This window comes from Aquimarina rhabdastrellae (assembly GCA_947387485.1).
GTDB lineage: Bacteria > Bacteroidota > Bacteroidia > Flavobacteriales > Flavobacteriaceae > Aquimarina.
Map to the genome: position 1 here is coordinate 103,945 of CANDNT010000010.1, position 26,102 is coordinate 130,046.

At 30.8% G+C, this 26,102-nt stretch carries 21 protein-coding genes, 3 tRNA genes and 1 pseudogene; 23 read left to right on the forward strand and 2 right to left on the reverse strand.

Going from position 1 to position 26,102, the window contains the following annotated elements; genetic code table 11:
- Nucleotides 1-113 precede the first annotated feature (113 nt).
- From ACYEKI_RS14815 to scpA, 6 genes are all read left to right on the forward strand, one after another.
- Nucleotides 114-1,190, forward strand: a complete 1,077-nt coding sequence (locus tag ACYEKI_RS14815) for an anhydro-N-acetylmuramic acid kinase (RefSeq protein WP_459211980.1) — start codon at nt 114-116, stop codon at nt 1,188-1,190.
- Between the two features lie 57 nt (nt 1,191-1,247).
- Nucleotides 1,248-1,856, forward strand: coding sequence for a uridine kinase (gene udk / locus ACYEKI_RS14820; protein WP_459211981.1), 609 nt, complete (start codon nt 1,248-1,250; stop codon nt 1,854-1,856).
- Between the two features lie 49 nt (nt 1,857-1,905).
- Nucleotides 1,906-2,244, forward strand: coding sequence for an FtsB family cell division protein (locus ACYEKI_RS14825; protein ID WP_459212027.1), 339 nt, complete (start codon nt 1,906-1,908; stop codon nt 2,242-2,244).
- Between the two features lie 11 nt (nt 2,245-2,255).
- The gene (locus ACYEKI_RS14830) at nt 2,256-3,626 is read left to right on the forward strand and encodes a methylmalonyl-CoA mutase subunit beta (protein ID WP_459211982.1); all 1,371 of its coding nucleotides are present in this window, start codon (nt 2,256-2,258) and stop codon (nt 3,624-3,626) included.
- A 133-nt stretch (nt 3,627-3,759) separates the two neighbouring features.
- On the forward strand, nt 3,760-4,335 hold the full coding sequence (locus tag ACYEKI_RS14835; protein WP_459211983.1) for a hypothetical protein: 576 nt from the start codon (nt 3,760-3,762) through the stop codon (nt 4,333-4,335).
- 54 nt (nt 4,336-4,389) lie between these two features.
- On the forward strand, nt 4,390-6,522 hold the full coding sequence (gene scpA / locus ACYEKI_RS14840) for a methylmalonyl-CoA mutase (protein ID WP_459211984.1): 2,133 nt from the start codon (nt 4,390-4,392) through the stop codon (nt 6,520-6,522).
- An 83-nt stretch (nt 6,523-6,605) separates the two neighbouring features.
- On the opposite strand, the gene ACYEKI_RS14845 is transcribed toward scpA, so the two are convergent.
- The gene (locus tag ACYEKI_RS14845) at nt 6,606-8,189 is read right to left on the reverse strand and encodes a hypothetical protein (RefSeq protein WP_459211985.1); all 1,584 of its coding nucleotides are present in this window, start codon (nt 8,187-8,189) and stop codon (nt 6,606-6,608) included.
- 321 nt (nt 8,190-8,510) lie between these two features.
- Here ACYEKI_RS14845 and ACYEKI_RS14850 point away from each other — a divergent pair.
- The 8 genes and pseudogenes from ACYEKI_RS14850 (at nt 8,511) to ACYEKI_RS14885 (ending at nt 16,239) form a co-directional block, all read left to right on the forward strand.
- A tRNA-Ser gene (locus ACYEKI_RS14850) sits at nt 8,511-8,592 on the forward strand.
- A 17-nt stretch (nt 8,593-8,609) separates the two neighbouring features.
- Nucleotides 8,610-8,684: transfer RNA gene (locus tag ACYEKI_RS14855), tRNA-Pro, on the forward strand.
- Between the two features lie 15 nt (nt 8,685-8,699).
- A tRNA-Arg gene (locus ACYEKI_RS14860) sits at nt 8,700-8,773 on the forward strand.
- Between the two features lie 302 nt (nt 8,774-9,075).
- Nucleotides 9,076-10,131 (forward strand): ComEC/Rec2 family competence protein, encoded by a 1,056-nt coding sequence (locus ACYEKI_RS14865; RefSeq protein ID WP_459211986.1) that lies wholly within the window; start codon nt 9,076-9,078, stop codon nt 10,129-10,131.
- Between the two features lie 4 nt (nt 10,132-10,135).
- Entirely contained in the window at nt 10,136-11,407 is a 1,272-nt protein-coding gene (locus tag ACYEKI_RS14870; protein WP_459211987.1) for an ABC-three component system protein, read from the forward strand.
- A complete protein-coding gene (locus ACYEKI_RS14875) occupies nt 11,394-11,954 on the forward strand; it encodes an ABC-three component system middle component 1 (protein ID WP_459211988.1) in 561 nt (186 codons plus the stop codon). The genes ACYEKI_RS14870 and ACYEKI_RS14875 overlap by 14 nt, the downstream gene beginning before the upstream one ends.
- The gene (locus ACYEKI_RS14880; RefSeq protein WP_459211989.1) at nt 11,944-15,093 is read left to right on the forward strand and encodes a hypothetical protein; all 3,150 of its coding nucleotides are present in this window, start codon (nt 11,944-11,946) and stop codon (nt 15,091-15,093) included. Before ACYEKI_RS14875 ends, ACYEKI_RS14880 begins: the two co-directional genes overlap by 11 nt.
- Before the next feature lie 18 nt (nt 15,094-15,111).
- A pseudogene (locus ACYEKI_RS14885) lies at nt 15,112-16,239 on the forward strand (IS256 family transposase).
- 125 nt (nt 16,240-16,364) lie between these two features.
- On the opposite strand, the gene ACYEKI_RS14890 reads toward ACYEKI_RS14885, so the two are convergent.
- The gene (locus tag ACYEKI_RS14890; RefSeq protein ID WP_459211990.1) at nt 16,365-18,155 is read right to left on the reverse strand and encodes a formylglycine-generating enzyme family protein; all 1,791 of its coding nucleotides are present in this window, start codon (nt 18,153-18,155) and stop codon (nt 16,365-16,367) included.
- A gap of 44 nt (nt 18,156-18,199) precedes the next feature.
- On the opposite strand from ACYEKI_RS14890, the gene ACYEKI_RS14895 reads away from it, so the two are divergent.
- The 9 genes from ACYEKI_RS14895 to ACYEKI_RS14935 all read left to right on the forward strand — a co-directional run bounded on the left by ACYEKI_RS14895 (nt 18,200) and on the right by ACYEKI_RS14935 (nt 26,040).
- Entirely contained in the window at nt 18,200-18,628 is a 429-nt protein-coding gene (locus ACYEKI_RS14895) for a hypothetical protein (protein ID WP_459211991.1), read from the forward strand.
- Nucleotides 18,629-18,864: 236 nt separating this feature from the next.
- Nucleotides 18,865-20,244: a hypothetical protein gene (locus tag ACYEKI_RS14900; protein ID WP_459211992.1), complete on the forward strand. Its 1,380-nt coding sequence runs from the start codon at nt 18,865-18,867 to the stop codon at nt 20,242-20,244.
- A 58-nt stretch (nt 20,245-20,302) separates the two neighbouring features.
- Entirely contained in the window at nt 20,303-20,983 is a 681-nt protein-coding gene (locus ACYEKI_RS14905) for a hypothetical protein (RefSeq protein ID WP_459211993.1), read from the forward strand.
- Nucleotides 20,980-21,255 (forward strand): hypothetical protein, encoded by a 276-nt coding sequence (locus tag ACYEKI_RS14910; protein WP_459211994.1) that lies wholly within the window; start codon nt 20,980-20,982, stop codon nt 21,253-21,255. Before ACYEKI_RS14905 ends, ACYEKI_RS14910 begins: the two co-directional genes overlap by 4 nt.
- Before the next feature lie 5 nt (nt 21,256-21,260).
- Nucleotides 21,261-21,557, forward strand: coding sequence for a hypothetical protein (locus ACYEKI_RS14915; RefSeq protein ID WP_459211995.1), 297 nt, complete (start codon nt 21,261-21,263; stop codon nt 21,555-21,557).
- A gap of 128 nt (nt 21,558-21,685) precedes the next feature.
- A complete protein-coding gene (locus ACYEKI_RS14920; protein ID WP_459211996.1) occupies nt 21,686-22,228 on the forward strand; it encodes a hypothetical protein in 543 nt (180 codons plus the stop codon).
- Nucleotides 22,225-23,034, forward strand: coding sequence for a relaxase/mobilization nuclease domain-containing protein (locus tag ACYEKI_RS14925; protein ID WP_459211997.1), 810 nt, complete (start codon nt 22,225-22,227; stop codon nt 23,032-23,034). The genes ACYEKI_RS14920 and ACYEKI_RS14925 overlap by 4 nt, the downstream gene beginning before the upstream one ends.
- Nucleotides 23,035-23,045: 11 nt before the next feature.
- The gene (locus ACYEKI_RS14930) at nt 23,046-24,380 is read left to right on the forward strand and encodes a type IV secretory system conjugative DNA transfer family protein (protein ID WP_459211998.1); all 1,335 of its coding nucleotides are present in this window, start codon (nt 23,046-23,048) and stop codon (nt 24,378-24,380) included.
- Between the two features lie 496 nt (nt 24,381-24,876).
- The gene (locus ACYEKI_RS14935) at nt 24,877-26,040 is read left to right on the forward strand and encodes a hypothetical protein (protein ID WP_459211999.1); all 1,164 of its coding nucleotides are present in this window, start codon (nt 24,877-24,879) and stop codon (nt 26,038-26,040) included.
- Nucleotides 26,041-26,102 lie beyond the last annotated feature (62 nt).

Here is a 26,102-nt window from a genome sequence, read left to right on the forward strand (position 1 = left end):
GGTTCTATGTTTACGACTCAAAGATACTTCAATATTCTATAATCTTCATTGCAATTTTATACTCTTATAATCGCAAATAATCTTAATATTGTAATGCTACAAAGTCTTTATTTATGAAATCATATAAAGTTATTGGTTTAATGTCTGGAACATCCTTAGATGGATTAGACATTGCTTATTGTCATTTTGAATTTATTGATCAAAAATGGAATTATAGTATTTTACAAACTCAAAATGTTTCCTATAGTACTGCAATGAAAAATCGCTTACAGCAAAGCGTTTTATTAAGTGCTACTGAGCTTATTGCTTTTCATAACGAATATGGATCATGGTTAGGGTCACAAGTCAAAAATTTTATAGATAAGCATAAACTAAAAGTAGATTTTATAGCTAGCCATGGACATACTGTTTTTCATCAACCTCATTTGGGATTTACATATCAAATAGGTTCTGGTCAACATCTAGCCAATACTGCTCAACAAACTGTAATCTGTGATTTCAGAACTAATGATGTAGCTCTTGGTGGACAGGGTGCTCCTCTAGTACCTATAGGGGATCAATTGTTATTTTCTTCGTATGATTTTTGCCTGAACCTTGGTGGTTTTAGTAATTTTTCTTTTCAAGAAGGATCAAAACGTATTGCCTATGATATTTCTCCAGCCAATATGCCTCTTAATTATTTAGCTTCACAATTAGGAAAAACTTATGATGCCAATGGAGAAATTGCACAACAAGGTCATTTAAACACTTCCTTGTTACATCAACTTAATGCTATAGCATACTATCATCAAGCACCTCCTAAATCTTTAGGTTTTGAATGGTTTGAACAAGAAATGCTTCCTTTATTAAAAGAATCAAACGATACAACTGCCAATCTATTACATACCTTGGTACATCATATTGCCCAACAAATTTCAAAAACAATAAAACTTCATATAACCAAAAAACAACATACACTATTAATCACAGGTGGTGGTGCTAGAAATACTTTTTTAATCAATACCATAAAAGATTATACTGCTGATTTTTGTACGATTGAAATCCCAGATAATACACTTATCGACTATAAAGAGGCTCTAATTTTTGCTTTCATGGGCGTTTTAAAAAAACGTAACGAAATAAACTGCTTACAATCAGTAACTGGAGCACAAAAAGATTCTTCATCTGGAGTGATCTATTCACCATCTTAAAGAAATTTCTTTAATATTTGATTGCAATCCTTAAATTTGCCAAAAAACTCATTAAGGATGCTAATTATTGGTATAGCCGGTGGAACCGGTTGCGGAAAGACTACTGTGGTAAATCATATTGTTAATGAATTACCTGAAAATGAAGTTTGTGTGATCTCTCAGGATTCTTATTACAAGGATACGAGTCATCTTACATATGATGAGCGTGTGAAAATCAATTTTGATCATCCACAATCAATCGACTTTGAATTGCTTTGTGAGCATTTAAAAGCATTAAAAAATGGAGAAACTATTGAGCAACCTGTATATTCTTTTGTAGAACACAATAGAACGAAAGAAACGGTTACTACTTCTCCTAGCAAAGTAATCATTGTTGAAGGAATTTTAATTCTTACAAATCCTCAAATTCGAGATATGCTCGATATTAAAATCTACGTACATACTGATAGCGACGAACGCTTAATTCGTAGATTAAAACGTGATATTGCCGAGCGTGGTAGAGATATGCAAGAAGTTCTTGAGCGTTATCAAACTACATTAAAACCTATGCACCAACAGTTTATAGACCCTACAAAAGAGTATGCAGATCTTATTGTACCTAATAATATCTATAATAATGTTGCTGTAGATGTTTTACGTACGATTATAAAAGAGCGCTTAGATTAGTTTTTGTATCTTTAAACCTCTCAAAATTACCTTTAGAAGCTTGAAGAAAATAAAAAAGGTTTTACATATCATACAGAGCAATCCTATCTTTACCATAGTGATTCCTTTTCTACTCAATAAATATATATTGATTAGTCTTGGTTTTATTATCTGGATGCTCTTTATTGATACCAATTCATGGCTTATTCATAGAGAATTAGATCATGAAATTAGAGAACTACAAAATAACAAGATTTACTATCTTAAAGAGATTAAAAAAGATCAAGAAACGATCAAAAAACTCAAAGACAGTAATGAGCTAGAAAAGTTTGCTCGAGAAGAGTACTTTATGAAGAAGGATAATGAAGAAATTTATATAATAGAACACCAAGATAGTATCCAAAAATAAAACACAATAGTATGAGTACACCACTATTTGATATGTTTGATCCGATTTCTGCCAAACAATGGAAACAAAAAATCCAAGTAGATCTTAAAGGTGCCGATTATAACGAAACCTTGATTTACAAATCTCATGAAGGAATTGATATCAAACCTTTTTATAATAGTGAGGATACTCAACATATCGATCAACAAATTGATATGCCTTCTTCGTGGAATATAGCTCAACAAATCGTTATCGAGGATGTAGATCAAGCTAATACATTAGCTTTGCAAGCAGTTAAAGAAGGTGCTGAAAGTTTATTTTTTCATATTCCCAATGAGACTATTGATTTTAAAGCTGTTCTGGTAGGTATTCCTACTACTATTTCGCTTTATATATCCATGGATTTTATTTCGATTTCGCTTGCAGATATCTTAAATCAGGTAGCAAATAATGGATATACTATCTATGCTTTAAATGATATTATAGGTCATCTTGCTCAAGAAGGAAATTGGTTTGACTCGCTTACAAAGGATCATCAAAATCTAGAGCAGATTCTTCAAAACTCAACACTTAAAAGTTCTTTAAGTATTGATTTAGAACTCTATCAAAATGGAGGAGCTACAATTATTCAGCAATTAGCTTATAGTTTATCTCATGCAAACGAATATTTAAATCATCTAGAGAATAAGGACATTACCATATTACGTAATACGCCTATTATCTTTAATGTGGCTGTGGGAGGTAATTATTTTTTCGAAATCGCTAAACTTAGAGCACTACGTCTATTATGGGCTACTCTTGCAAAAGAATATGCGGTATCAGAAGAATGTCATTTAATCGTTAGTCCTTCTCATCGCAATAAAACCATACTAGATTATAATGTAAACATGCTTCGCTCTACTACAGAGTGCATGAGTGCTATTTTAGGGGGAGCTAATACGGTTTATAATTTACCATATGATACTATTTATAGCAACCCTAATGATTTTGGTAATCGTATTGCTATTAATCAATTGCATGTGCTTAAAAGCGAAAGCTATTTTGGTATGGTAGATAATCCTGCCGATGGTGTGTATTATATAGAAAGTTTAACTGCTCAATTTGCAGAAAAAGCTTTAGTTTTATTCAAAAACATTGAAGCTGGTGGCGGATTTTTACATCAACTTAAAGAAGGTACTATTCAGCGTAAGCTAAAAGAAAGTACAGATAGAGAACAAGAATTATTTGATACAAATAAGATTTCGTTAACAGGTACGAATACTTATCAAAATAAAGAAGAACAATTACCTTCTCTAGAGAAATCTCCTTTTATGGAAATACGTTCTCGTAAAACATTGATATCACCAATACTAAAAAGACGATTATCCGAAAAAATTGAAAAAGAATTCATAAAAAATTCGTAATTTTAGAACTCAAACCTATTTTCTACAAGGAAAATAGTTCTTTACTAATCAATACTAAGACAATCACTAGGTGAATTTTTTATCCCCCATATCTAAAATTTCATCACTGCTTACGCTATTCATTTTATTATGCATGAATAGTTTTTGTCAGGAAACCAAATTTTCGTGTATTCCAGATGCACATAGAAATTTAATACTTCAAGCTATCTCTTCATTTGAAAATGACTTAACAACTCATTATGAAATGGCTGAAAATGATCCTGAATTATATGCTACTTTTTTATCTCAAGTAGCAAGTTTATCTCTCGATTTACGCAAACTTCCGTCTAGTAAATCTATTGCTATTGCACGAGATTTTAAGCGTAAAAACATTGAAAATTTATTCTGGATTCCGTTAAGTGAGTACGAACTTGATAGTACTTCTGCTATTGATGATACTCCTAACACTACAGCTACTGCTCAAGAAGTATTGACTTTTAATTATAGAGGTGATTTAATGCAATGTTTAAAGAACAATACACAAAGCCTTGTATTGAAACAAATCATATCAGATTTAAGTGCTAATGCTAATATTAGTCCTTCTATTATTTCATCTCAATTAAAAAACTTAGAACCTCAAAGTGACCTCATAACTGAAGAAGTTAAAATGTTTATCGCGTTTGATATCTATTATTCAATTTTATTGATTATCGAAAACGCTTTTGAGTAGTCAATTAAAAAAGGTAACTTTGAGAACTATAGATAGTATGATCAATTTCTAACAATGACAAGAAGAAATCTTCAGCAATTACAATTAAAAAAGTTAGTTTCAACTTCAAAGGTTAAAGAACCTAGTACGTTTAAAAGCTCAGAAGGTATATCCATCTCTTCATCTTATAATAAAGAAGATGTAAAAGATAGTGAACATCTTGACTATGTAGCGGGTTTACCTCCTTTTTTAAGAGGTCCTTATTCAACTATGTATGTTCGTAGACCTTGGACTATTCGTCAATATGCAGGTTTTTCTACAGCAGAAGAAAGTAATGCTTTTTATAGACGTAATCTAGCTGCTGGTCAAAAAGGATTATCTGTAGCCTTTGACCTTGCTACGCACAGAGGATATGACAGTGATCACGAACGTGTATTTGGTGATGTAGGTATGGCTGGTGTGGCTATAGATACTGTCGAAGACATGAAAGTATTATTTGATCAGATACCGCTAGATAAAATGTCAGTATCCATGACCATGAATGGAGCTGTATTACCAATCATGGCCTTCTATATTGTAGCTGCCGAAGAACAAGGTGTAGATAAAAACTTATTAGCTGGTACTATACAAAATGATATTCTTAAAGAATTCATGGTACGTAATACGTATATCTATCCTCCTACTCCATCGATGCGAATTATTAGCGATATTTTTAAATATTGCTCTCAAAATATGCCTAAGTTTAATCCTATCAGTATTTCTGGATATCATATGCAAGAAGCAGGTGCTACTTGTGATATAGAATTAGCATATACACTAGCCGATGGTTTAGAATACATTCGTAAAGGAATAGAATCTGGATTAGATGTTGATTCCTTTGCACCTCGTTTGTCATTTTTCTGGGCAATTGGTATGAATCATTTTACCGAAATTGCAAAAATGAGAGCTGCTCGTATGCTATGGGCAAAATTGATTAAACAATTCAATCCTAAAAATCCAAAGTCTTTGATGTTGCGTACGCATTGTCAAACTAGTGGATGGAGTCTTACAGCTCAAGATCCTTTTAATAATGTTGCTCGTACATGTATAGAAGCTAGTGCAGCAGCTTTTGGAGGAACTCAAAGTTTGCATACCAACGCTCTAGATGAAGCAATTGCATTACCTACAGATTTTTCTGCTCGTATTGCACGTAATACTCAGATTTTCTTACAAGAAGAAACAAATATCACCAAAACTGTAGATCCATGGGCAGGTAGTTATTATGTTGAGAAATTAACTGAAGAAATTGCACATAAAGCATGGGATCTCATTCAAGAAGTTGAAGAGCTAGGCGGAATGACAAAAGCTATTGAAGCTGGAATTCCTAAAATGCGTATTGAAGAAGCCGCTGCGAGAAAACAAGCTCGTATTGATAGTGAACAAGATGTAATCGTTGGAGTTAATAAATATAAACTAGAACAAGAAGATGCGATAAGTACGCTTAAAGTAGATAATCAAGCGGTTAGAGCACAACAAATAGACAGTATCCAAAAAGTAAAAGCTTCTAGAGATGAAGAAGCTGTACAAAAAGCAATTAAGCAACTTACTGAAGCTGCAAAAGACGATAGTCAAAATCTTTTAGCACTTGCTGTAGAAGCTGCTAGATTAAGGGCTACTCTAGGAGAAATTAGTGATGCATTAGAAAGTGTATTCGGTAGATATAAAGCAGAAATCAAATCATTTACAGGTGTGTATGCCAAAGAAATAAAAAATGATGCATCTTTTGCCAAGGCTAGGGCTTTGGCCGAAGAATTTGCAAAAAATAATGGTCGTAGACCTAGAATTATGATTGCCAAAATGGGACAAGATGGTCATGATCGCGGAGCCAAAGTTGTTGCTACTAGTTATGCCGATGTAGGTTTTGATGTTGATATAGGTCCTTTATTTCAAACACCCGTTGAAGCAGCAAAACAAGCTGTAGAAAATGATGTTCATATTGTAGGTGTTTCTTCTTTGGCCGGAGGTCACACTACTTTGGTTCCTCAAATTATTGAAGAACTTAAAAAACACAATAGAGAAGATATTATGGTTATTGTAGGTGGTGTTATTCCACCAGATGACTATGAACATCTATTTAACTCTGGGGCTGTAGCTGTTTTTGGTCCTGGAACAAAAATTAGTGATGCAGCTATTACCCTCTTAGAGATTTTAAATACTGCTTTTGAATAAAATTTACAAATAGTAAATATATACTCATATAAATAGAAAAGGATGGTTAATAACCATCCTTTTCTATTTATAGTTTTAATATCTTATTTAACTCCAGATAATTTAACTAATAGATCATTTTTCTTTCCGTCAAAAGCTTCCATTAAAAAATCATTATTCACTCTAATGATTTTGCTCACTCTTAAATGCTCTAATCTAGCGTTTCTAATATCTCTACCTGTAAGCAATGGCTCTTTTTTTATTGTTCCTGTTGAATTATCTAATACAAATGCTGTTAAATACAAGAACTCTTTTTTTCCATCATAGTATTTTGTAGGAGTTTCTTTTAATTCTTTTTTAAGATTTGTAAAATCGTCTATAAATAACAAATAATATTTGTTTTTATATTCAAATGGATAATACGACATACTTCCTTTACCTCTCATTCCCATCTGGGATTTTGGCATTTTATAAAGCCATGTCATTTCTCCATTGGTACTAAGTTTAAATGCATAAATATCGTTATAATAACTTCTAAACATCATTCTCCCTCCAGAAGAACTAGAACTTGAATGACGCGTTACATATCGTTGTTCTGCCAAAACTATTTCACCACCATCCTGAGTAGAAAAAACAGCGTTGATCTTTAGATTTTCAAAATCTTGTTTATCTTTTTCTTTTTGAGTTCCTTCATTAATTCTTTCTGTTCTTTCTAATGCTAACTGTGATACTTTCTCCTCTGGAAATTTAATCATTTGAATAGCATCTTCGCTATCCTTAATATATTTCTTAAACATTCCTGTAGCAATAGCACTATTCTCTTTTGTTGTATATAAACCAATAACAGTCATTCCTTTTGCAGTATGATCAATAATTGCTTCTTGTACTAGATTAGCTCCTAGTTTGATAATTTGTGAGCTTAAATTTTGTTCTTCAGCATCAATCGTATATACCTTTGTTTTATAAATCTCTGTAGCTTTGTCTCTTTTCTTTACTTCTTCTGTAAAAATTGACGCGGTCATATAAAAGTTTCCTTGATTATCAACACTAAAATCTTCATTGGTAACTCTATCATCAACTACTTCGAGTACAAATTTCTTTTTCCATTCTAATTCTAATCGATTATTAAAAACCTGAACAGCTATTTTACTCTTTTCATCTTCTTTGGATTTTAATTTATATACGATAACAATTTTATCTCCATTAGCTGATTTTTTTATTCCAAACTTATGAATACGCCCTCCCGAATCGAATTTATATGTACTTTGAAAAGAATAATTTGATGATACTCCATTCTTTTCATTAATCAATTGAATAGGTGCTGTAATTGATTTATGAGATAACGAAATGAATTGTCCATATACTTTATTTTTATTGCTATAAAACAAAGCTGCCCTATTACCTATTTTAGTAATTGTTTCAAAATCTCCTTTATCTTCAATAGCTTGTCTTAATTTTATATCTTCTTTTAAATCTGACAGTTTAAAACGTTGAAAAACAAAACCTTTTTTTGTTTTTTTTACGGATAACATATGCTCTCCATGAGCAACATAATAACTATTCAATCCTTTTTGATGTTTATATTTTTCTCCCATAGAAAACATAAAATCTTCAGACAATACAGGTCTTTGAGCTATTAGGTTTATCGGTAATATTATTAACATTAAGACTATAAGAATCTTTCTCATTGGTTCACGTTTTTTAAAGCAATACAAATATAAGTTTTATATCATATGTACTATTTGCTTTTTGATTATGATACTGATTTTAAAACTATACATTTTATATTTTATTCTCATTCTTACCTATCTTTTTTCAATATTATACTATTGAAACAAAAAACATGTATATTTTTTCAAAAATTAAGAAACTGTATTTCAGAAAGTTTCAAAAAAAACACTTTAAAAAAAGAAAAAAAACCTTAAAAATGTTGCACAAAACGTCCTTGTATTCTATATTTGCACCCGCATTACGGCGATAAGTAATGCATCGTTCTTAAGAATACTAACGGAGAGGTGGCAGAGTGGTAATGCAGCAGCCTGCTAAGCTGTCATCCTTAGGGATGCCCGGGTTCGAATCCCGGTCTCTCCGCTTTTTATTTTACACTTCGGGGTGTAGCGTAGCCCGGTCATCGCGCCTGCTTTGGGAGCAGGAGGTCGCAGGTTCGAATCCTGCCACCCCGACAAATAAGATCTAATGGTCGCGTAGCTCAGCTGGATAGAGCATCTGCCTTCTAAGCAGACGGTCACAGGTTCGAATCCTGTCGCGATCACAAAGCAAAACCTACTGATTTCCAGTAGGTTTCTTTGTTTTTATACACTTTACATTTTTTACGCTTTTTTCAATTTGCCCGATTTTTGCCCGATTTTTTGTGCTTCATGTAAGTCTTTATAAGCTTATTTTAACATTAATTTTTTATATCATTTCTCCCATAACTTTTGGAATTGATCCTTGGTCCCTTTATTACTCACAAGAATTAAAAAACAATAAAATTGAATTATTTTCTGTTTTTACGGTTTTCCGTAAACAATTAAAATCATCATTTTTTACATTTATGATTTAATATTCTTTTTTATGGTTATAAAATTTCTACAAGCTTTTAATGGAGATTCGATATGGATCAACCTAAAAGAAAATAATCAATCGCTTAACATATTAATTGACGGAGGAACGTCCACAACCTATTCATATAAGAGTAAAAAAGATGGTAAAATAAAAGATGGAGATTTAAAAAAGCTCATCACTTTATTGAGAGATAAAAAGGAAAAATTAGATTTAGTTATCCTTACCCATATTGATGATGATCATATCGATGGTTTTTTAAAATGGTTTAGTAAAGATCAATATGCAATTAATTGTATTAAAGAAGTCTGGTTTAATTCAGGAAAAAATATAAAAAAATACTTGAATGATCAAAAGTCAAAAATTGATGCTCTTAAATTTAAAGAGAAATCTACATTAACAAGTGTAAAACAAGGAGTAAATTTTGAAAAATATATAAAAGACAAAGGTGTATGGAATGGTCGAATATTTAAACAAGAAGACATAATTCCATGGAATAATATCACATTCAGAGTTTTGTCACCAAATGACTCTAAACTTAATAAACTACTTGAAAAATGGGAGGAAAAAGCTCCTGATTCTTTATTAGATACATCTAGAAAAAATGATTATAAGAAAACATATAAAGAGCTAATCAAAAACGATGAATTTAAAGAAGATAAAAGTCCTTATAATGGAAGCTCAATAGCTTTTATTCTTAATTATAAAAATTCTAATTTCTTATTCTTAGGTGATGCACATCCAACAGTAATAGTTAATGAGCTTAAAAAATTAAAATATAGTGAAAGTAATAAATTAAAAGTTGATTTTGTCAAATTATCTCATCACGGTAGTCAAAAAAATACTTCAATAGAACTTCTTAAACTTATTGAGACTGAAAAGTATATAATCAGCACAAATGGAGATCTTCATAATCATCCAGATAAATTAACCCTAGCAAGGATAATTCAAAATAATTCTAAAGCAAAGTTATACTTCAATTATCCTCAACTGATTAAAAAAATAATTATGGAAGAAGATATGCAAGATTACCCTAATGTTGAATATTTAGATGTAAAAACGTTATAGGGTTATGGTTGACGAATTACAATTGTTTACTGTAAAAATTGCTAATGGGAGTGGTTGTCTATTTCAGCCATTAAGTGATAATTATAGTTATGTTTTAACAGCTAAACATGTTATAGAAGACGAGGAGAATTTAGAAATAATTAGACAATTTATAAATATAGAAGGACAACAAATAAATGAAGAAATAGATATACTTGAACCTCCATATTTACATAGCGACCCTAATAAAGATGCAGCAATAGTAAAAGTTAAAAAAGTTAAAAACTTAACACCTATCCTAAGAGTTGATTTAAACTCTATCGAAAAAAACAATTGGTATTTATGTGGGCATCCTGAATCAAGAGAGGAGAATAATTTTTCATATAGAAAGAATAAATTAGCTCTACTGAATCCAGTCAACAACTATATTGAGGCTGAAATAGAAAAGAATGTTAATCATTCTGAAATAGTAGGTCAATCTGGTGGAGGTATAATTAAAATAGAAAACTCATGTTTTCTATTAGCTGGAGTGCAAAAAAAAATGGCTGCTAAAGATGAACAAGAGTCTCTTTCTAGAATTCATTTCGCACCATTAACATTTTTCGATGAGATTGTAGAAAAAAATAAAGATAAACTATCTCAACTCTTCCCTCCTTATATTGGAACTTTCAATTTTTTATTAAAAGAAATTTTTCCCTTACCGAATCTCTTAGTAAAAGCTGACTTAATAAAACAAACTTTGAACTCAATTTCAAAGAAAGTTTGCGAAGGCGCTAAGCCTGAAAAAATAATCAATGATTACACTGGTGATTTCTTAGTAAAAGGAACCCCAAAACATATCATCTATCATAAAACCTTATGGAAGTCATTATTAGAATTTTTTACAATAATAAAATTGTATGAGGAAGATATAGCATTAAATGATTTAGCTAGTATTCACAAGAGAAGAAAGATGTTAATTGTAGATGCAGATAAATGGACAATGAAGTTAGAAGATATTTATAAATCAGATTTATCTGAAATAGAAAAAGGAGGCACTATAGTGGTATGCGCAACAAATGAAGTAGAAACCAATAAAACAGAAATACTACCAGATGAATTAGTTGTTATCGATATATCAACACCAATTGATGAAATGAATATTAGTAGTACTGTAGAAGACCCTTTTAGAGATTTAAGGCTAGTAAATATTTTTAAATTTCAAGATCATGTAATTAATAATGCATTTGAATTAGCTAGTATCAACAGTATTAATTCTAAGTCAAAAATTAAATTATTAACTGATGGAATCATTTAAGAAAATAAACCCCGAATCGGAAATAATTAAGGAGATACATAAAAGCTTTGACCTCGAAAATATAGTTATTGGAACTTTCAATTTTGGAGATGATATTCCAACTCTATTTGTACAATTCAAAAGTAATAATGACTTGGAAGCTAATTGGAAAGATTTTAACAATTTTATAACAGTTGAATACCTTTTAAAACTGAAAAACGAATTTTCAAAATGGAATACTTATCTATTCTATATTGTTAATCAAGCAATTCCGAAATCTGTTAAGTATAAAATAGAAAACAATAAGTTTAGCACAAGAAAAATTGTAGTTGAATGTGAAGACACTGAAATTAATTCTGAAACAATTCAGCAAATAATATCAGAGTACATTGTTAATGATAACATAGAATTTAAAGTAAAAAAGAAAGAAGTTGAAGATTTTATTAAGAACTCATTTATTAATTCAGCAATAGAGCAATCATCTATTAAAGAGTTAAAGAAAATAAAGGAAGAGAATTTAGTAGAAGTATTAAGTAAACTAGAAATAGAATTGAAAAATGAAGATTAAAAAAGTAGAAATACAGGCTTTTAGAGCTTATGATAAAGCAGAGCATGGAACTTTTGACTTTAAAATAAAAGAAGGTGAACAGTATGCCGATTTTATTTCGTTATACGCTCCAAATGGTTTTGGTAAAACTTCATTTTACGATGCAATTGAATATAGTTATACAAATAATATAGATAGATTATTAAAGAATTCTAATAATAAAGGCATAGCCAAATCAGAGAAAAATTTAAAAGATAAAAACAAACAATTTATACTTAGAAATAGGAAGTCAAGTTCAGAATTAAACAGTTACGTTAAATTATTTACAACAGATTCTAAAGAACCTATAATAGAAAAAGAAATAAAGGAACCAAGACTTGGAGGATCAGATTTTAAGTTCGATGATAAATTAACAAAGAATAAATATTTCCAGGAGGTTATTCTATCTCAAGATTGGATAAGTGGATTTTTGAAAGAAGATAAACCAGAAGATAGATATGAAACTTTTATTAAATACTTTGGAAATAAGGAATTAGATGAATACCGCAAGAATTTGGTTTTATTGAATCAACAGAATGAAAAAGAAATTAAGAAATTGACTGTTGAGTTAGATGGTGTTCAATTAGAGTTAAATTTTGATGGAGATCAAGAAATTCTATCGAAAATAAATGAAAAAATAAGTGAATTAAACTCAAAGACTACTTTATTTCAAACTATAGATAGACAAACATCTGAAACAGATATTTTAAATCTTTCAAATTCTATATCCGAACGCTTAAATACTATTCAATTTGAGAATAAAAAAAATGAAAAATTAATTTTAAGTTTTAGTGAGCTTATTAATGGTAATGATAAGCATTTAAGCTATCAGCAGTTTCTGATAAAATTAGAGGAGTTAGCAAGATTTTTGAATAGGAAAGAAGAACTAGTTTTTATATTAAATCAATTTAAAGATTTAAAAAAGAAAAGTATTGAATTAAACTCTATCAAGGAAAATAACAAACAAGTTTTAAAAGAAAAAGAACAGAAAGAGAAAATATTAAGTCTTTTTAATAAATATCAGGAAATTGTTGATCTTATTAAAAAGAAAAAAGCAAGTATTACACAATTAGATAATGATACTAATATTTTAGATGAAAAAATTAAAGATCAAAAGACTGAAGAATCAATACTGAATATTCAAATTGAAAATATTCAAAAAGAAATTGAAAATTTAACTAGTACTATAAATGAATTACCTTCAATTAAAGAAAATATTCTTAATACTAAAAATACAGTTCAGGCTTTAAGTAAGAAGATAAATACTAAATTAAAAGACTTAGAAACATTAACTGGCAATATTCAATTGTTAGACTTGGAAATAAATGATTTTAAAGAAGCTTTTAAAAATATTGAAGAAAATATATTTCCCTCAGAATATGATAAAAACTTTGAAAACTATTCGTATTTATTATCAGATAGAAAGAAATTTAAAAAGGATCTAGAAAAAGAAAATAAAAAGTTAAAAGAGAAAAATAAAAAATTTAGTGATCAAAATAATTTTCAAAAAGAGCTCGAAAATTTTATTGAAAAAGGTTTATTCATTATTAATAATAGAAAGGAAAATACTTGTCCTCTGTGTACTCAAGAATATGAATCGTATAATAGCTTAGCAGATAAAGTAATTAATAACTCTCTGTTATCTCAGAGATCCATTTCTCTCTTAAATGATATAAATGAAATAGAAAGTACTATAAGTAGTATATCTAAAGATTTAGAAAAAGTAACTTTAGATATCACTAAGACTGTTCAACAAGATATTTCTAAAAGAGTGTCAAAGCTTAATGATTTAAAAAAAGAAAAACTTGAAGTAGATAAGGGTAAAATTGAATTGGAGAACGAATTTAAAGAATCTTCAAAACATCTTACAAAACTAAATAGTTCAATATCAAATAAAACTATTGATGAGTATGAAAAATGGGCTAAAGAGCAAAAAGGTAAATTAAGTAAAAGAGAACAAGGTTTTCTAGAAAATTTATCCAAAATTAAAGAGAAGTTAAATGAAAATGGGGAGCAAAGTCTAATTATTAAAGAAAAGATTATGCTACTTAGAAAAGAAATAGAAGAATTAAATAAAATAGAAGAGTTTAATAAAGTCAAAGAATTTTATTTAGAAAATTATCCTAATAATGATGTTAATAGTAAGTTTATTCAAACGGATCTTGATAGATTATCTATAGATATTGAGAAAAACTCAAATAAAATTGATGTTTTAAAAGAAGAGATTAAGAATTTAGAAAAGGAATTATTAACTAAAGATGAAAGCATTAGTGAGGAAGAATTAAACAACCTTCAGGAATCAATTGATAAATTATCTAAACAACTTAATATTTATAAAGATCATGTTAAGCAAGTATCTAATATAGACTTAAATATATCTAAAAAAGAAAAATTTATAAATGATATCAATAAATTAAAAGAATCGAAGAAAAATAGTATAAATATTAACCTAGGAGAAGAGAAGAATCTTGAATTGTTGTCTAAATTAAAAGATAATGTGATTCCTTATTTAAAATTTAAAGAGTTTAAACAAAAGGAAGAAGATATTAAATCAAGAATACAATTCTTAAATTCTAAAGTCAAAAAAAACTTAACAGAAGAAAAAGTTAAAGTTTCTGAATATCTAGAAAAACAAATTAAATCTTTCTTCTTTGAAGATTTAATTAATGATCTATATAAGAGAATAGATCCACACCCAGATTATAAAAAAGTAAAATTTATACCAGACTTTAAAGATAGTAATAAACCAAAATTGAACGTTTGCGTGTATCAAGAGAAAGATAACACAAACTTTATTATACCAAATCTATACTTTAGTCAAGCACAGTTAAATATTTTAAGTTTATGTATTTTTCTAGCTAAAGCTTTAAATGCTAAGGATGATGATGATAAACCGATAGAATGCATCTTTATCGATGATCCAATTCAATCAATGGATAGTATTAATATTTTATCAACTATTGATCTATTAAGAAGTATTATTGTTAATCAGAAAAAACAAATAATACTATCAACTCATGATGAGAACTTCCATAATCTGTTAAAGAAAAAAATCCCATCTAATTTGTTTAAATCAAAATTTATGGAGTTGGAGACTTTTGGTAAAGTAAAAAGAGAATAAGTGCTAGCTTTCTTAAAAATGGGGAGTACTATATTTCTAAAACAATTTAACAACGGATCTGAGTTAACTCATTTTTTAGAAGAGCTTCATAAACGAGGAGTAGAAAAGATTTTAGAGGGAGAATTAGATGCACATTTAAATCATGAGAAGTACCAAAAGAGTATCAGCGGTAACGTTCGTAATGGTTATTCAAAAAAGAAATTAAGAACAACATTAGAAGAGACAGAAATACAAGTTCCTAGAGATAGAAAAGGTAGTTTTACTCCTATGCTTGTCAAAAAAAGAGAAAGCACTTCTGATGGGGTTGAAAACATTATTATCTCACTCTATGCCAAAGGTATGAGTGTAAGTGATATTGAAGAACAAATAGAAGAGCTATATGGCTTTACTATCTCTACATCTACCATATCACGTATTACTGATAAAATCACCAGTGATATTATAGCTTGGAAAAATAGACCTTTGGAGTCTACTTATTTAGTTGTCTGGATGGACGGCATAGTATTTAAGGTAAGGGATAATTCTAAGATGGTCAACAAAACCATCTATATAGCAGTAGGATTAAGAACAGATGGGAAGAAAGAAGTATTAGGATTATGGTTAGGTAAGAGTGAATCCTCAGCCTTTTGGATGACTGTCTTAACTGATATTAGGGCCAGAGGAACTCAAGATATATTAATAACTGCTACAGACAATTTAAATGGATTTACGGATACTATTAAAACAGTTTTTCCAAATTCAACTACTCAAACATTTGTAGTTCACCAAATTAGAAACTCCTGTAGATATGTGGTGTGGAAAGACAAAAAGGCCTTTTCCCTCGATATGAAGCAAATCTATACAGCTCCCACCAAAGAAGCTGCTAAAGCTGCTTTAAAAGACTTTAAAGTCAAGTAGAACTCTAAGTATTCGTATGCCATAAAAAGTTGGGAAAACAACTGGGATAAACTTACAGTATTCTTTGATTTTCCTATTGAAATAAGAACTATAATATACACTACTAATCTTATTGAAAATTTGAATGGAAAAATAAGAAATTACACCAAAAATAAACTCTCATACCCAACAGATGATGCCGTTGTAAAATCCGTATTTTTAGCCTTAAGAGAAAGTACTAAAAAATGGACAATGCCTGTTAGAAATTGAGGCGTTATACTTAATCAATTTTTAGCTATATTCGAAAACAGGATTAAATTATAATTACTTAACCCTGATATTTTAAACTTACACACTTTTTTGGATAGTGTCAATATATAATTTGTTTTAATTAATCATTTCTCAACATCCATAGCCAACCTAAATCCATAAACATCTAAATCATGTCCACCTCCATTATTTCTTACTGATATACGACATGACTGCGAATAATTCTCATAACATCCTCCTCTAAAAACAAGATAATACCTTCCTGAGGAATTATTTTTTGGATCAATTTCATGATCCCTCATTGTTAAATATCCATCCCACACGTCATACTCATCATTTACGTATTCCCATGCGTTTCCATTCATATCATATATGCCTAATTCATTAGGCTTCTTCTCTCCTACTGGATGTATTCTTTTAGAAGAGTTACCTCGATACCACGCAACTTTATCTATATCATTACTTCCTGCATACTTATACCCTTTACTATGATTTCCTCCTCTTGCAGCAAACTCCCATTCTGCTTCTGTAGGAAGTCTAAATTTCTTCCCTGTTAGTCTATTTAGCTTTCTTATAAATACTGGAACTGATTCTTCTGAATAATAATTATTCACTGGTAGGTTTTCTCCTTTTACAGCACTCGGATTTTTTCCCATAACGATCTTCCATAGTTTTTGTGTCACCTCAAACTTACCTATATAATAGTCTTTGGTTAAAGTTACTTTAAAACTAGGTTGTTCTGCTTCATAGCAATCTTTATCTTGTTCTTGTGTACATCCCATCATAAACGTTCCCTTCTCTACATGAATTAAATCAATAGCGTACCTATCTTTTTTTCCTGAAACTATTACTTTAATTTCTTTCATAAAATCTTCAACTTTTTCAACTGCATCTGTTATACTTTCGTCTTTTGTTACTTCTTTATTAACAAAAGAATTCGATATAGTATCTTTTAATGTATTCGTTACTGTTTTGTTTATTGAATCTTCTTTGTTTTTGGTAAGTGTATCTATATCAGCTATTAGTTCTTGCTGTTCTTCATCTGGTTTATAATTTTCAACTTTAGTATTGAGCGTATCCACAAATGTATTTATGACCTCTACTCCTTTTGTTTCTAAGAGAAACGATATCATTGAAGCTATAACAATACCTAAAATTGATTCTTTACGTGTTATAATCCGATAATTAAACCTATTCGTTTTTCTTATATGAACATTTATATTTTGCTCATTTTTATATTGTTTAGAATTATCTTGATGTTGAATCTTGGTTTTATTAATAGTGGTATTATTTGAATTATCCTGATGGCCTATATAGGTGTTATTGATTACCTGATGGTGTATTATTGGTTGTTTTTGTTCTTCGTGTTTTTCTTGTTTTGTTTCTGTTTTATTTTCTTCTTCAATCGATTCTTTTGAAGAGTTTTTGGGTATACCCTGATCTGCTAAGATGCGTTGTTTAACATAGTTATTCCATCCGTCATATTTCAAATAAAGTGAAAACAGATCTAATGGTCTATACTGGGAAGGTTTTAAATTCCTCTCTGTTACATAATGTGTTATATCTTGAAACTTATAATAGATTTCATCTTCTGAAGGCATCGCTTCATCTATGGTGATTTTCCCTAGTATGTAATCTATAAATTCCTGTGACGCTAATCCTAGTTTTTTTACCTCCTTGGTTCTTTTTGTATTTTTATAGGATTCTCCTTTTTCTGTACTGGATGGATATAGGTTATCAAATTCTTCTTTTTTCTGTTTTAAAATTGCTTTTACATCTTCTTTTATTTTATCCCAAATATTCTTCTCTTCATATGTATTCCTTTTTAGTGTTGTCTCAAAACGTTTTTTCTTTGCTTCTGCAAAGTCTTCTTGTAATCTTCGTATTCTTTCAATGGTCTTCGTTTCTCTTGCCACTCGTTAATCTTGACTTTTTATGATTAGTTTTTATAGTACAATTAATGAAAATACGAAATATTGAGGACAGATTCCATTATTTACCTAATCGAGAGCTTGGAAATTATTTGTTTGATGGTATTCCTCATGCTTCTAATCTTGTTTTGGATATCATTGGTGACGAAGGGATTGATTTTATTCATCAAAAGTTTCAACAATTTTTACTTGCTCGTAAAGAAATGTTTGGGGATGCTTTTGTTCCGTATTATGGTTTTGCTCCTCATCAACGATTTTATGACTTAAAAGAACGTATCACGATTGATGTAAAAGCTATTATTACTGATACTCCTTCTCAAAGCAATGATTATACATTGAGTATCTATGAGGATACTTCTTCTGGTTTAACTCATAAAAAAACAAATAAAGACAGGCTTCGTCTTGTAAAATCTGGCATTCTTTATCATGAGAATGATTCTTCTTTTCCTGGATCTTAAACTATTCTTAAATGCTTCATAAGGCTTTATTAGGATTCATAAACTATTCTTAGCTCCTTTTTTTCTCTTCCTCTTTTCTATCCTATTCTTGTATTGGCAAACTAAGTCATTCTAGATCAAGACTTAGCCTTTAGTTACTGTAATAATTACGGTAGCTTTTTATTGAATTGTTTCCTTAACTCTTTGGCGCCAAGGGTTATGTTTTTCATTTTTTAATCTTTTTCAAACATTTTATTATGACTAAAAAAATTAGAACTACTGGACAATCTACGTCCAAGATTTTTAGTAAACGACCTAAAATCCAAGCATTATTATCGAGCGAATGGAACAGTATTGTTCTTCTGATCATCGCGCTTTCTAATAGCTTTCTTAAACTTACTGCTCAAGCGCCTTTAAATCAGAAAGGGTTTGGTTTACTTATTCTTGAGAATGTTAAAGCTTCGTTTGACACGGGTTTAGCAAACCTTAAAGCTACTATGCATTCGGATATACTTCGTTTTAAAGAGTTACATCATCGTATTTTTAAACATCAAAATGAGCTGAATGATTTACTGCGTTTGGTACGTCATTCTGAGTTAACTAAGGCGGATGAGTTATACTCAAAAGAACGAGCTCGTGTAAGCTTTATTGAGGATGCTATTTCGACTTCGCAACTTCACGATGGGATTTCAATTTCTGCCTACGGTTCTTGGAAAGAGAAAAGTAGCTTCAAGGATATTGAATATTATCAGCGTTTGAATCGTGATCTTGATAAAGAGGCCTTGTTTCAAAGTGCTTCTGTTCGCGAAAAACTTAAGCATAGTTCTTTACTGAAACTTCCTAAGGTCAAAATTCCTCCTTTAGATTCTCCTAAAGCATACAATTTATTGTATTGGACTTCTAAAGCTGAACTGAAAATGGCCAAGATGTGTGCTTGGGTTGCCAAGTTTGCTGAAGGTGTCGTATGGTATAACGCCGCTAGATTTGTTATGAATCTTTCTAAACTCGAATCGTTTTTGATTGCTCTTGCGGTTCTTGCTTTTGTAACGCTTCTATGCAAAAAAGCAATGAAGGTTTTACTTCGATATTTGCGAAGTACTGCAAAGATTTCTAAGCGTTTGAAGTCTTTAATTATTTTGATCTATCTCATCGTTATGGTCTTTGGTGTCTTAACGGCTTATACCAATCTTGAGCATCGTGATTTGATACGTATGGAACAATTATTAGAGGAAAAGAATATCCTACAACAACAGTTGTTTTTTGAACCTGATAACGTGGAATTGCAACAGCAACAAATAAAACTAGATAATGCTATTGAAGCCTTTGATCAATCCATACCGCTTTATGTCAAGGTACTCTACCAAATTGTCTTTCTGTTTTTGGGTATTTGCTTTTTGTCTACCTCTGCTTTGCTTAGTGCTTATGTAATATTAGGTAAAAAAGTAATACAACTTCAAAATGCCATTGAAAATGATACGGCTGAATTAAACGCTTTGATTACTGGTTTTGAACTTCATAAAGAGCATTACCTCAAAGCTTATCCGCTACGTCATCAATTGGAGTATCTCATTGCCAAAAAACATATTGTTGAATCTTTATTGAATACGAATCCTAAGGATATGGATTACCGCTTATAAACTTTTAAATAATATCATTATGAAAACTTTTTTTAAATGCTTCCTATGCTTTTGCATAGTGGCTTTTTCCCAACTGCTTACAGCTCAAGATCTATCTTTTAATGTGGACAAGAGCGTTTCTATTGAACTAGATGAAAAGGCATTAGATGTCCTTTTAAAGAAAACTTTAATGACTCATACGGATAACGATGCTTTTTCTGTTAGAGTGCATTATATTCATGATAATACGGCTGCAATTCATAATGAAGATGCTTTTGTTTTTGCTCCTCCTAGTCCTACTAAAGCCTTAGTATCTGCTATAGATCAACGTAGACATCACAATGCTGTCATGAGCTATAGATATCGTTACATCACCGAGGTAATGAACGCGATAAAATTGGGTAAAGCTGATGCTTCTCAAACTCAGATTCTAGAGGCTCTACCTCGTTTGCTTCATAGTAAACAGTATACTCAGATCTTCTTTATTTCTGATATGTTGGAATCTTCTTCGCTAAGAGATTTTAAACATACGAAACTTACTCGGGATGCTGATGCTGTTGCGCTAGCTAAAAAAGATTTACTTCAATTAAGACAGCTTTATGATTTTCCTAAAGCTTTTGCTCCTAATGTTTCGGTTACGGTTTTATTACCTATTTCTAAGCAAACCAAACATCCTGTCTATCGTTTTATCAAGCCGTATTGGGATACTATTTTTTCTGAATTACAATTAAGTACAACCCCTAATTATATCAAACTATGAGCAAAGTAATTGTTTTTGAAGAGGAAGCTTTTTTTAAAATGCTTGAGGAAGTGGTTTCTTATGTTTCTAAGTTGAAACAGCTACAACCTAAACCTGAATGGATTTCTGAGGAGGAACTCAAACAACTCCTTAACATTCGTAGTAAAAGTCAAATTTGGAAACTGCGTACTGAGAATAAGATTGTGTATTCACAGCCTTCTAAGAAGTTGATTTTGTATTCACGTAAGAGTGTAGAAAACTATATTAATGAAGGTATTGTTAACGATTTTTGAGCCTTATGGATGTATTAGATCATATCGTTATGAACAGTTTTAATTTAGGTTATCAAATGTCTTCTTTATGGAATATAACTGATCGTGAGCATCCTATTTTTAAATTGTTTACACAGGAATTAAAAAAGAACAAAACTGTTCGGGTGGAATCTTTTTTAAAGGGTGTAGCTCAAGCACAAAAGGAACGCATCCCTCCTGTTCAAGAGTACCAACGCAAAGCATTTATTGAAGAACTTGATGCTTTGAAGAGGGAATATAATGCTAAACGGCAAACTCGAAAGCTACAAGATCGTTCTCGTTAATTTTTTCTGTTTTTTTTGATGGTTACCCACTACTAAGGGAGCTTTGGCTTCCTTGGTATGGTTCTTTTTGTCTTCAATTTTGAAGATTCTTCAAATGATGTTACTGATGATCTACTTCATTTATGCTAATGACTTTTGAATCTTATTTACGTTCTCATAATGCACTTGCTGCGAGTGATGCTGAAAAGGCTTTATTACATGCTCGTTTTTTACGGGAATACAAACAACGAAAAAATGCGGAACGTATACTGAAAAGTAAACGGGTGGAATTGTCCTTTTCTCTCGAAAATTATGCTGAGCTTAAAGCAGACGCGGATCAATTGAATTTATCCCTGGCTAAATACTTAAAAAAATTGATCGCTGCTTATCGCAATAAACGGTATTTATTAACCAAAGAGGAGACGTTACGTGAGCTAATTTTAGCATTAAATCCTATCGCAGATGGGGTCAATATGATGGTTCATACGGTCTTGAAGGATACACTTCAACAGCAACAGCTTACGGAGTTACAAAATTATCTGTTTAGCTTAGAGAATCTTATACTTTCTAAATGTGAACCGCATAGTATTGAATCTTTTTTGGAGGCTGAATACCGTCGTAATCCTCGTTATCTAGCGCATATTAGAAGCTTTTTGGATTATTTAGAGACTACTAATACCACAGAATCATGATTGTCAAGGAATTAGGGTATAATGGTTCTTTTGGGATTTTGTATGATTATTTGAATCGTGATGCTGACTTAACTTTTGAGGATAGTTTTACTTTATTTCATAATCTGGGGAGTGCTACAAATCGAAATGCTGTTTTAGCGCGTTTTATCCAGAATGATAGTCTTCGTTCTCGGGTACGCACTCGTGCTAGGCATATAGTGCTTTCTTTTAGCCCAAAAGATAGTGAGGCCATTACTCCTCAGGTATTATTTTCATTATGTCAGCATTTTATTAAGCTTCGTGCTCCTGAGGCTTTATTTTATGGTAGGGCACATTACGATAAAGAGCATTTACATGTACATTTAATGTGTAGCAATAATGTGTTGGGATTGGACAAAAGTATTTCTACTTCTCTTTCTCAATTTATGCAGATCCGTAAAGATTTGGAGGTATATCAACGTGAAATGCATCCTCAATTGGAACATTCGTTTGCTTATACCAAGGAACGTACTCGGGAGTTACAACCTTTTGAAAAAACGGCTCAACCGAGTTTGAAAAACGAGGCTATTTCACTACTGGAAGAGCTTGCGAATCAAGCGCAATCGATGGATGATTTTTATCAATTGATTGAACAGCATCCAGATGCTGAATTATACAGTGCATATAATAAGATCAATGGGATCATTTTTAAGCAACAAAAGAAGTTTCGTTTTAAACGGGCTATTCCTGATCGGTATGCTGCTCTAGAACGTATCCAGCGAATTCATCAGGAACTACATCAGAATCTATCTAGCGGTCATGATTTGACCGATTCTTTTTCTCTTTAATTTTTTATATCATGGGTTTATATTCTTTTTTCTTTGGTAAAAAATCTACGTTATATGGTAAGGCTGCTTTTCTTTCTCGTAGACAACGTCGTAAATTACTCACTCGTCAATCTAAGCATGGGGCTTTTTGTGTGGATGGTATACATCATCTACTACCGCATTTAGGACATCGTCATATTATGGTTCTTGGTAATACTGGTAGCGGAAAATCTCAACTATTGCTTACTGGTATTTTACGCAAAAAAGCAGATCATAGTTTTGTTTGTATTGATCCTAGTATGGAGCTTATTAATCATTCTAAAGCCTATCTTGAAAAGGTTGGCTTTAGAGTGCTTACCGTTAATTTTGAGGATGTTTCTCAAAGTTTACATTTTAATCCGTTCAATTATTTGGAGGGCGAAAATGCCTTACAAGAATTGATTGATGATTTAGTGGAAATTCAAATGGAAGGTAGTCATGGGGATGCATTTTGGAAGGATTCTTCTAAACATATTTTGGTGCTGTGTGCTCTTGCTTTATTGCATCCAAAACAGGCTGTTATCGAAAAAACCTTGTTTGGACTTAGTAAGCTTATTAATAAGTGTATGATCGGTGGGAATGAAATCCACGATTTTATGGGTTCTTATCTTTTGGATGACCAACTTGAGGAATACATTGCTTTTATGAAAACCGAAGAAAAAGTTCGTAGCTCTGTTTTGAGTACGGCACGTACGGTTTTATCAAAAATCAATAGTCCTTCTTTACGTACACTGCTTTCTGAGGATTCTTTAGAACTGCCTTTATTGCGTGAACAGCCTACTGCCCTATTCATCGTAGTGAATGAAAGTCGTATGAGTAAGCTTCGATTTCCGCTTTCCATTTTAAATAAAATGCTATTACAGCATGCTATGAAACCGAAGGAAGCAGGGATGAAATACTTGCCTCTGAGTTTTCTTCTGGATGAATTTTCTGCCTATCGTTTAGATCCTAATAGCTTTACGGATATTTTGGTTACCCTTAGAAAAAGAGCTGTCAGTTTAGTTCTTATTCTCCAGAGTTTATCACAATTGGAGGTGGTCTATGGTAAGGCTAAATCTAAGGTAATTGCTGGTAATACAGTAACTACTATTGTGCTTCCTGGTATCGATACTGAAACCGCTATGGCTATTGAACAACGAATCGGACATCAAACTCTTGAGGTACAGGGACGGCTTTTAGGTAGGCCTTTGCTTAGTAGTCAAGATATCCGTACGCTACCTAGCCGAAAGGCATTGCTTTTACATGGGAATTTAAATCCTGTGTTGTTATCTGTAAAACCTTGGTATTTGAATCGTTTTTTAAAGTCTCGTGCTACTATAACTTCTTAATTCTTATCGCTTATGTTTATGTATTTTGTTAGAACGCTTTTGAGTGTTCTTATTAATGGTATCGTCTTTTTAGGGGTGTTATTTTTCTGGCTTTGGGCTCTTAGTTTGTTTTTTCCTACGCTCCGTAAAAAACTGTTTCAAAGTGTATTTCCGTCACTAAAACGTTTTGTTTTTACTTCTTTTAAATGTAGTGCTAAAACTTTAGGTAAAGCACTTAAGATTGCTTTTAAGTGGTGCATATTCACTTTGGAAGAGGGTTATTTTTTCTTACTCACTATTCTTAAAAAACTCTTTCAATTGCTTAAGAATCCTGAGGCTTAAAATAGTTCTTTTCATCGAAAACGCTACTTTCTACTGAGTAGCGTTTTCTTATTATTCAATTTTAAAGAAAGCTTAACAGTCTCATTTACATGTATCTTCCTTTTTGTTTCTAAATTTAAGATACTTAACGTATTACCCTAGATATCATTATTCATAAACTAAAATCATTTATATTATGAGATTTATTTTTACGTTTTTTTGTTTATTCATTTTTGTAACTAAGACATTCTCTCAAATTCCTAATATCAGAGAGCGCAGTTCTAAAATCACTTCTGAAAATACACTGGATGATACCAGTAAAACCTTTATTGATGATTTTATTTTAAAAAAAATCTCTTCCTCCTCTGATGAAAAAAAACTTATTCCATCTGATCTAATTGATGCTTCTTATTATGACTATTTCTCCAAACAAATTAAACTAACTAAAAAGAATCTTAAGAAGGAAATTGAACAACAAAAAGCTTTTCTTAAAAAGAATAAAAACCTAGAAACATTATTAAACCAAAAAGTTGATAGTTTATCTTTATTCAAATCAAACATCACTAAAATCAAAGATTCTATCAAAGTTTTCAGATTAATAAAAAATAAAATTGCAAGAATAGCTCCATCAAGATCTTGGCTACCTACAATTAGTACCAGAGGAAGAGAAAATACATTTAATAGCTTATATTCTAAAGATGATGATGATGCATTATATTTTGCTAATGATGCTTCTCTATTAATTAATAATGATGGTGCTATTGTAAAATCAGAAATCACTTCTGCTTATTTAGGTCCTTTGCGAATCGGGTTTGGTACTATTATCACTAATTCTAATTCTGAGACTGATGATACTTCAAATGATAATGATGGTACTCAGGATAATGACAGTGATCAAAATGCTGCTTTCCAAAGACTCATTGCTGGTGGTGGTAATACTTTTCTCAACGTTGAATTACCTCTTTTCTTTTATAAAGACAATAGGTTTTTATTTTACTTAAATAGTAATGCAAGGTTCGCTTTAGAAATTTCTGAATTCAGTAATGATGTAGATACAACTACGGGTAATGGAAGTTTAAATTCAAACTTTTATGCAAGTGTTTCTACTGATGATGACAAATTTAATTTTTTCTTTTATGCTAATCTTGGATGGTATTTTGGAAGTAACGAATTTTATAATCGACTCAACATTGTTGATGAAAAAGCTTTTAGCTTTGGAGAATTAACTGCTGGAGTAACGATATCTAGAAATTTAAAATTCGCATTGACTTTTAATACTTTTGGATCTGAAGAAAATCTAAGAAGTGGTAATGTTTTAATTGGAGCTCAAATATTACCTGAGCTTTTTAGAAAAGATTAATATTGTTTTTAATTCTTTATTAAAATCTCCGTATAAAATTTATACGGAGATTTTTGTTTTTA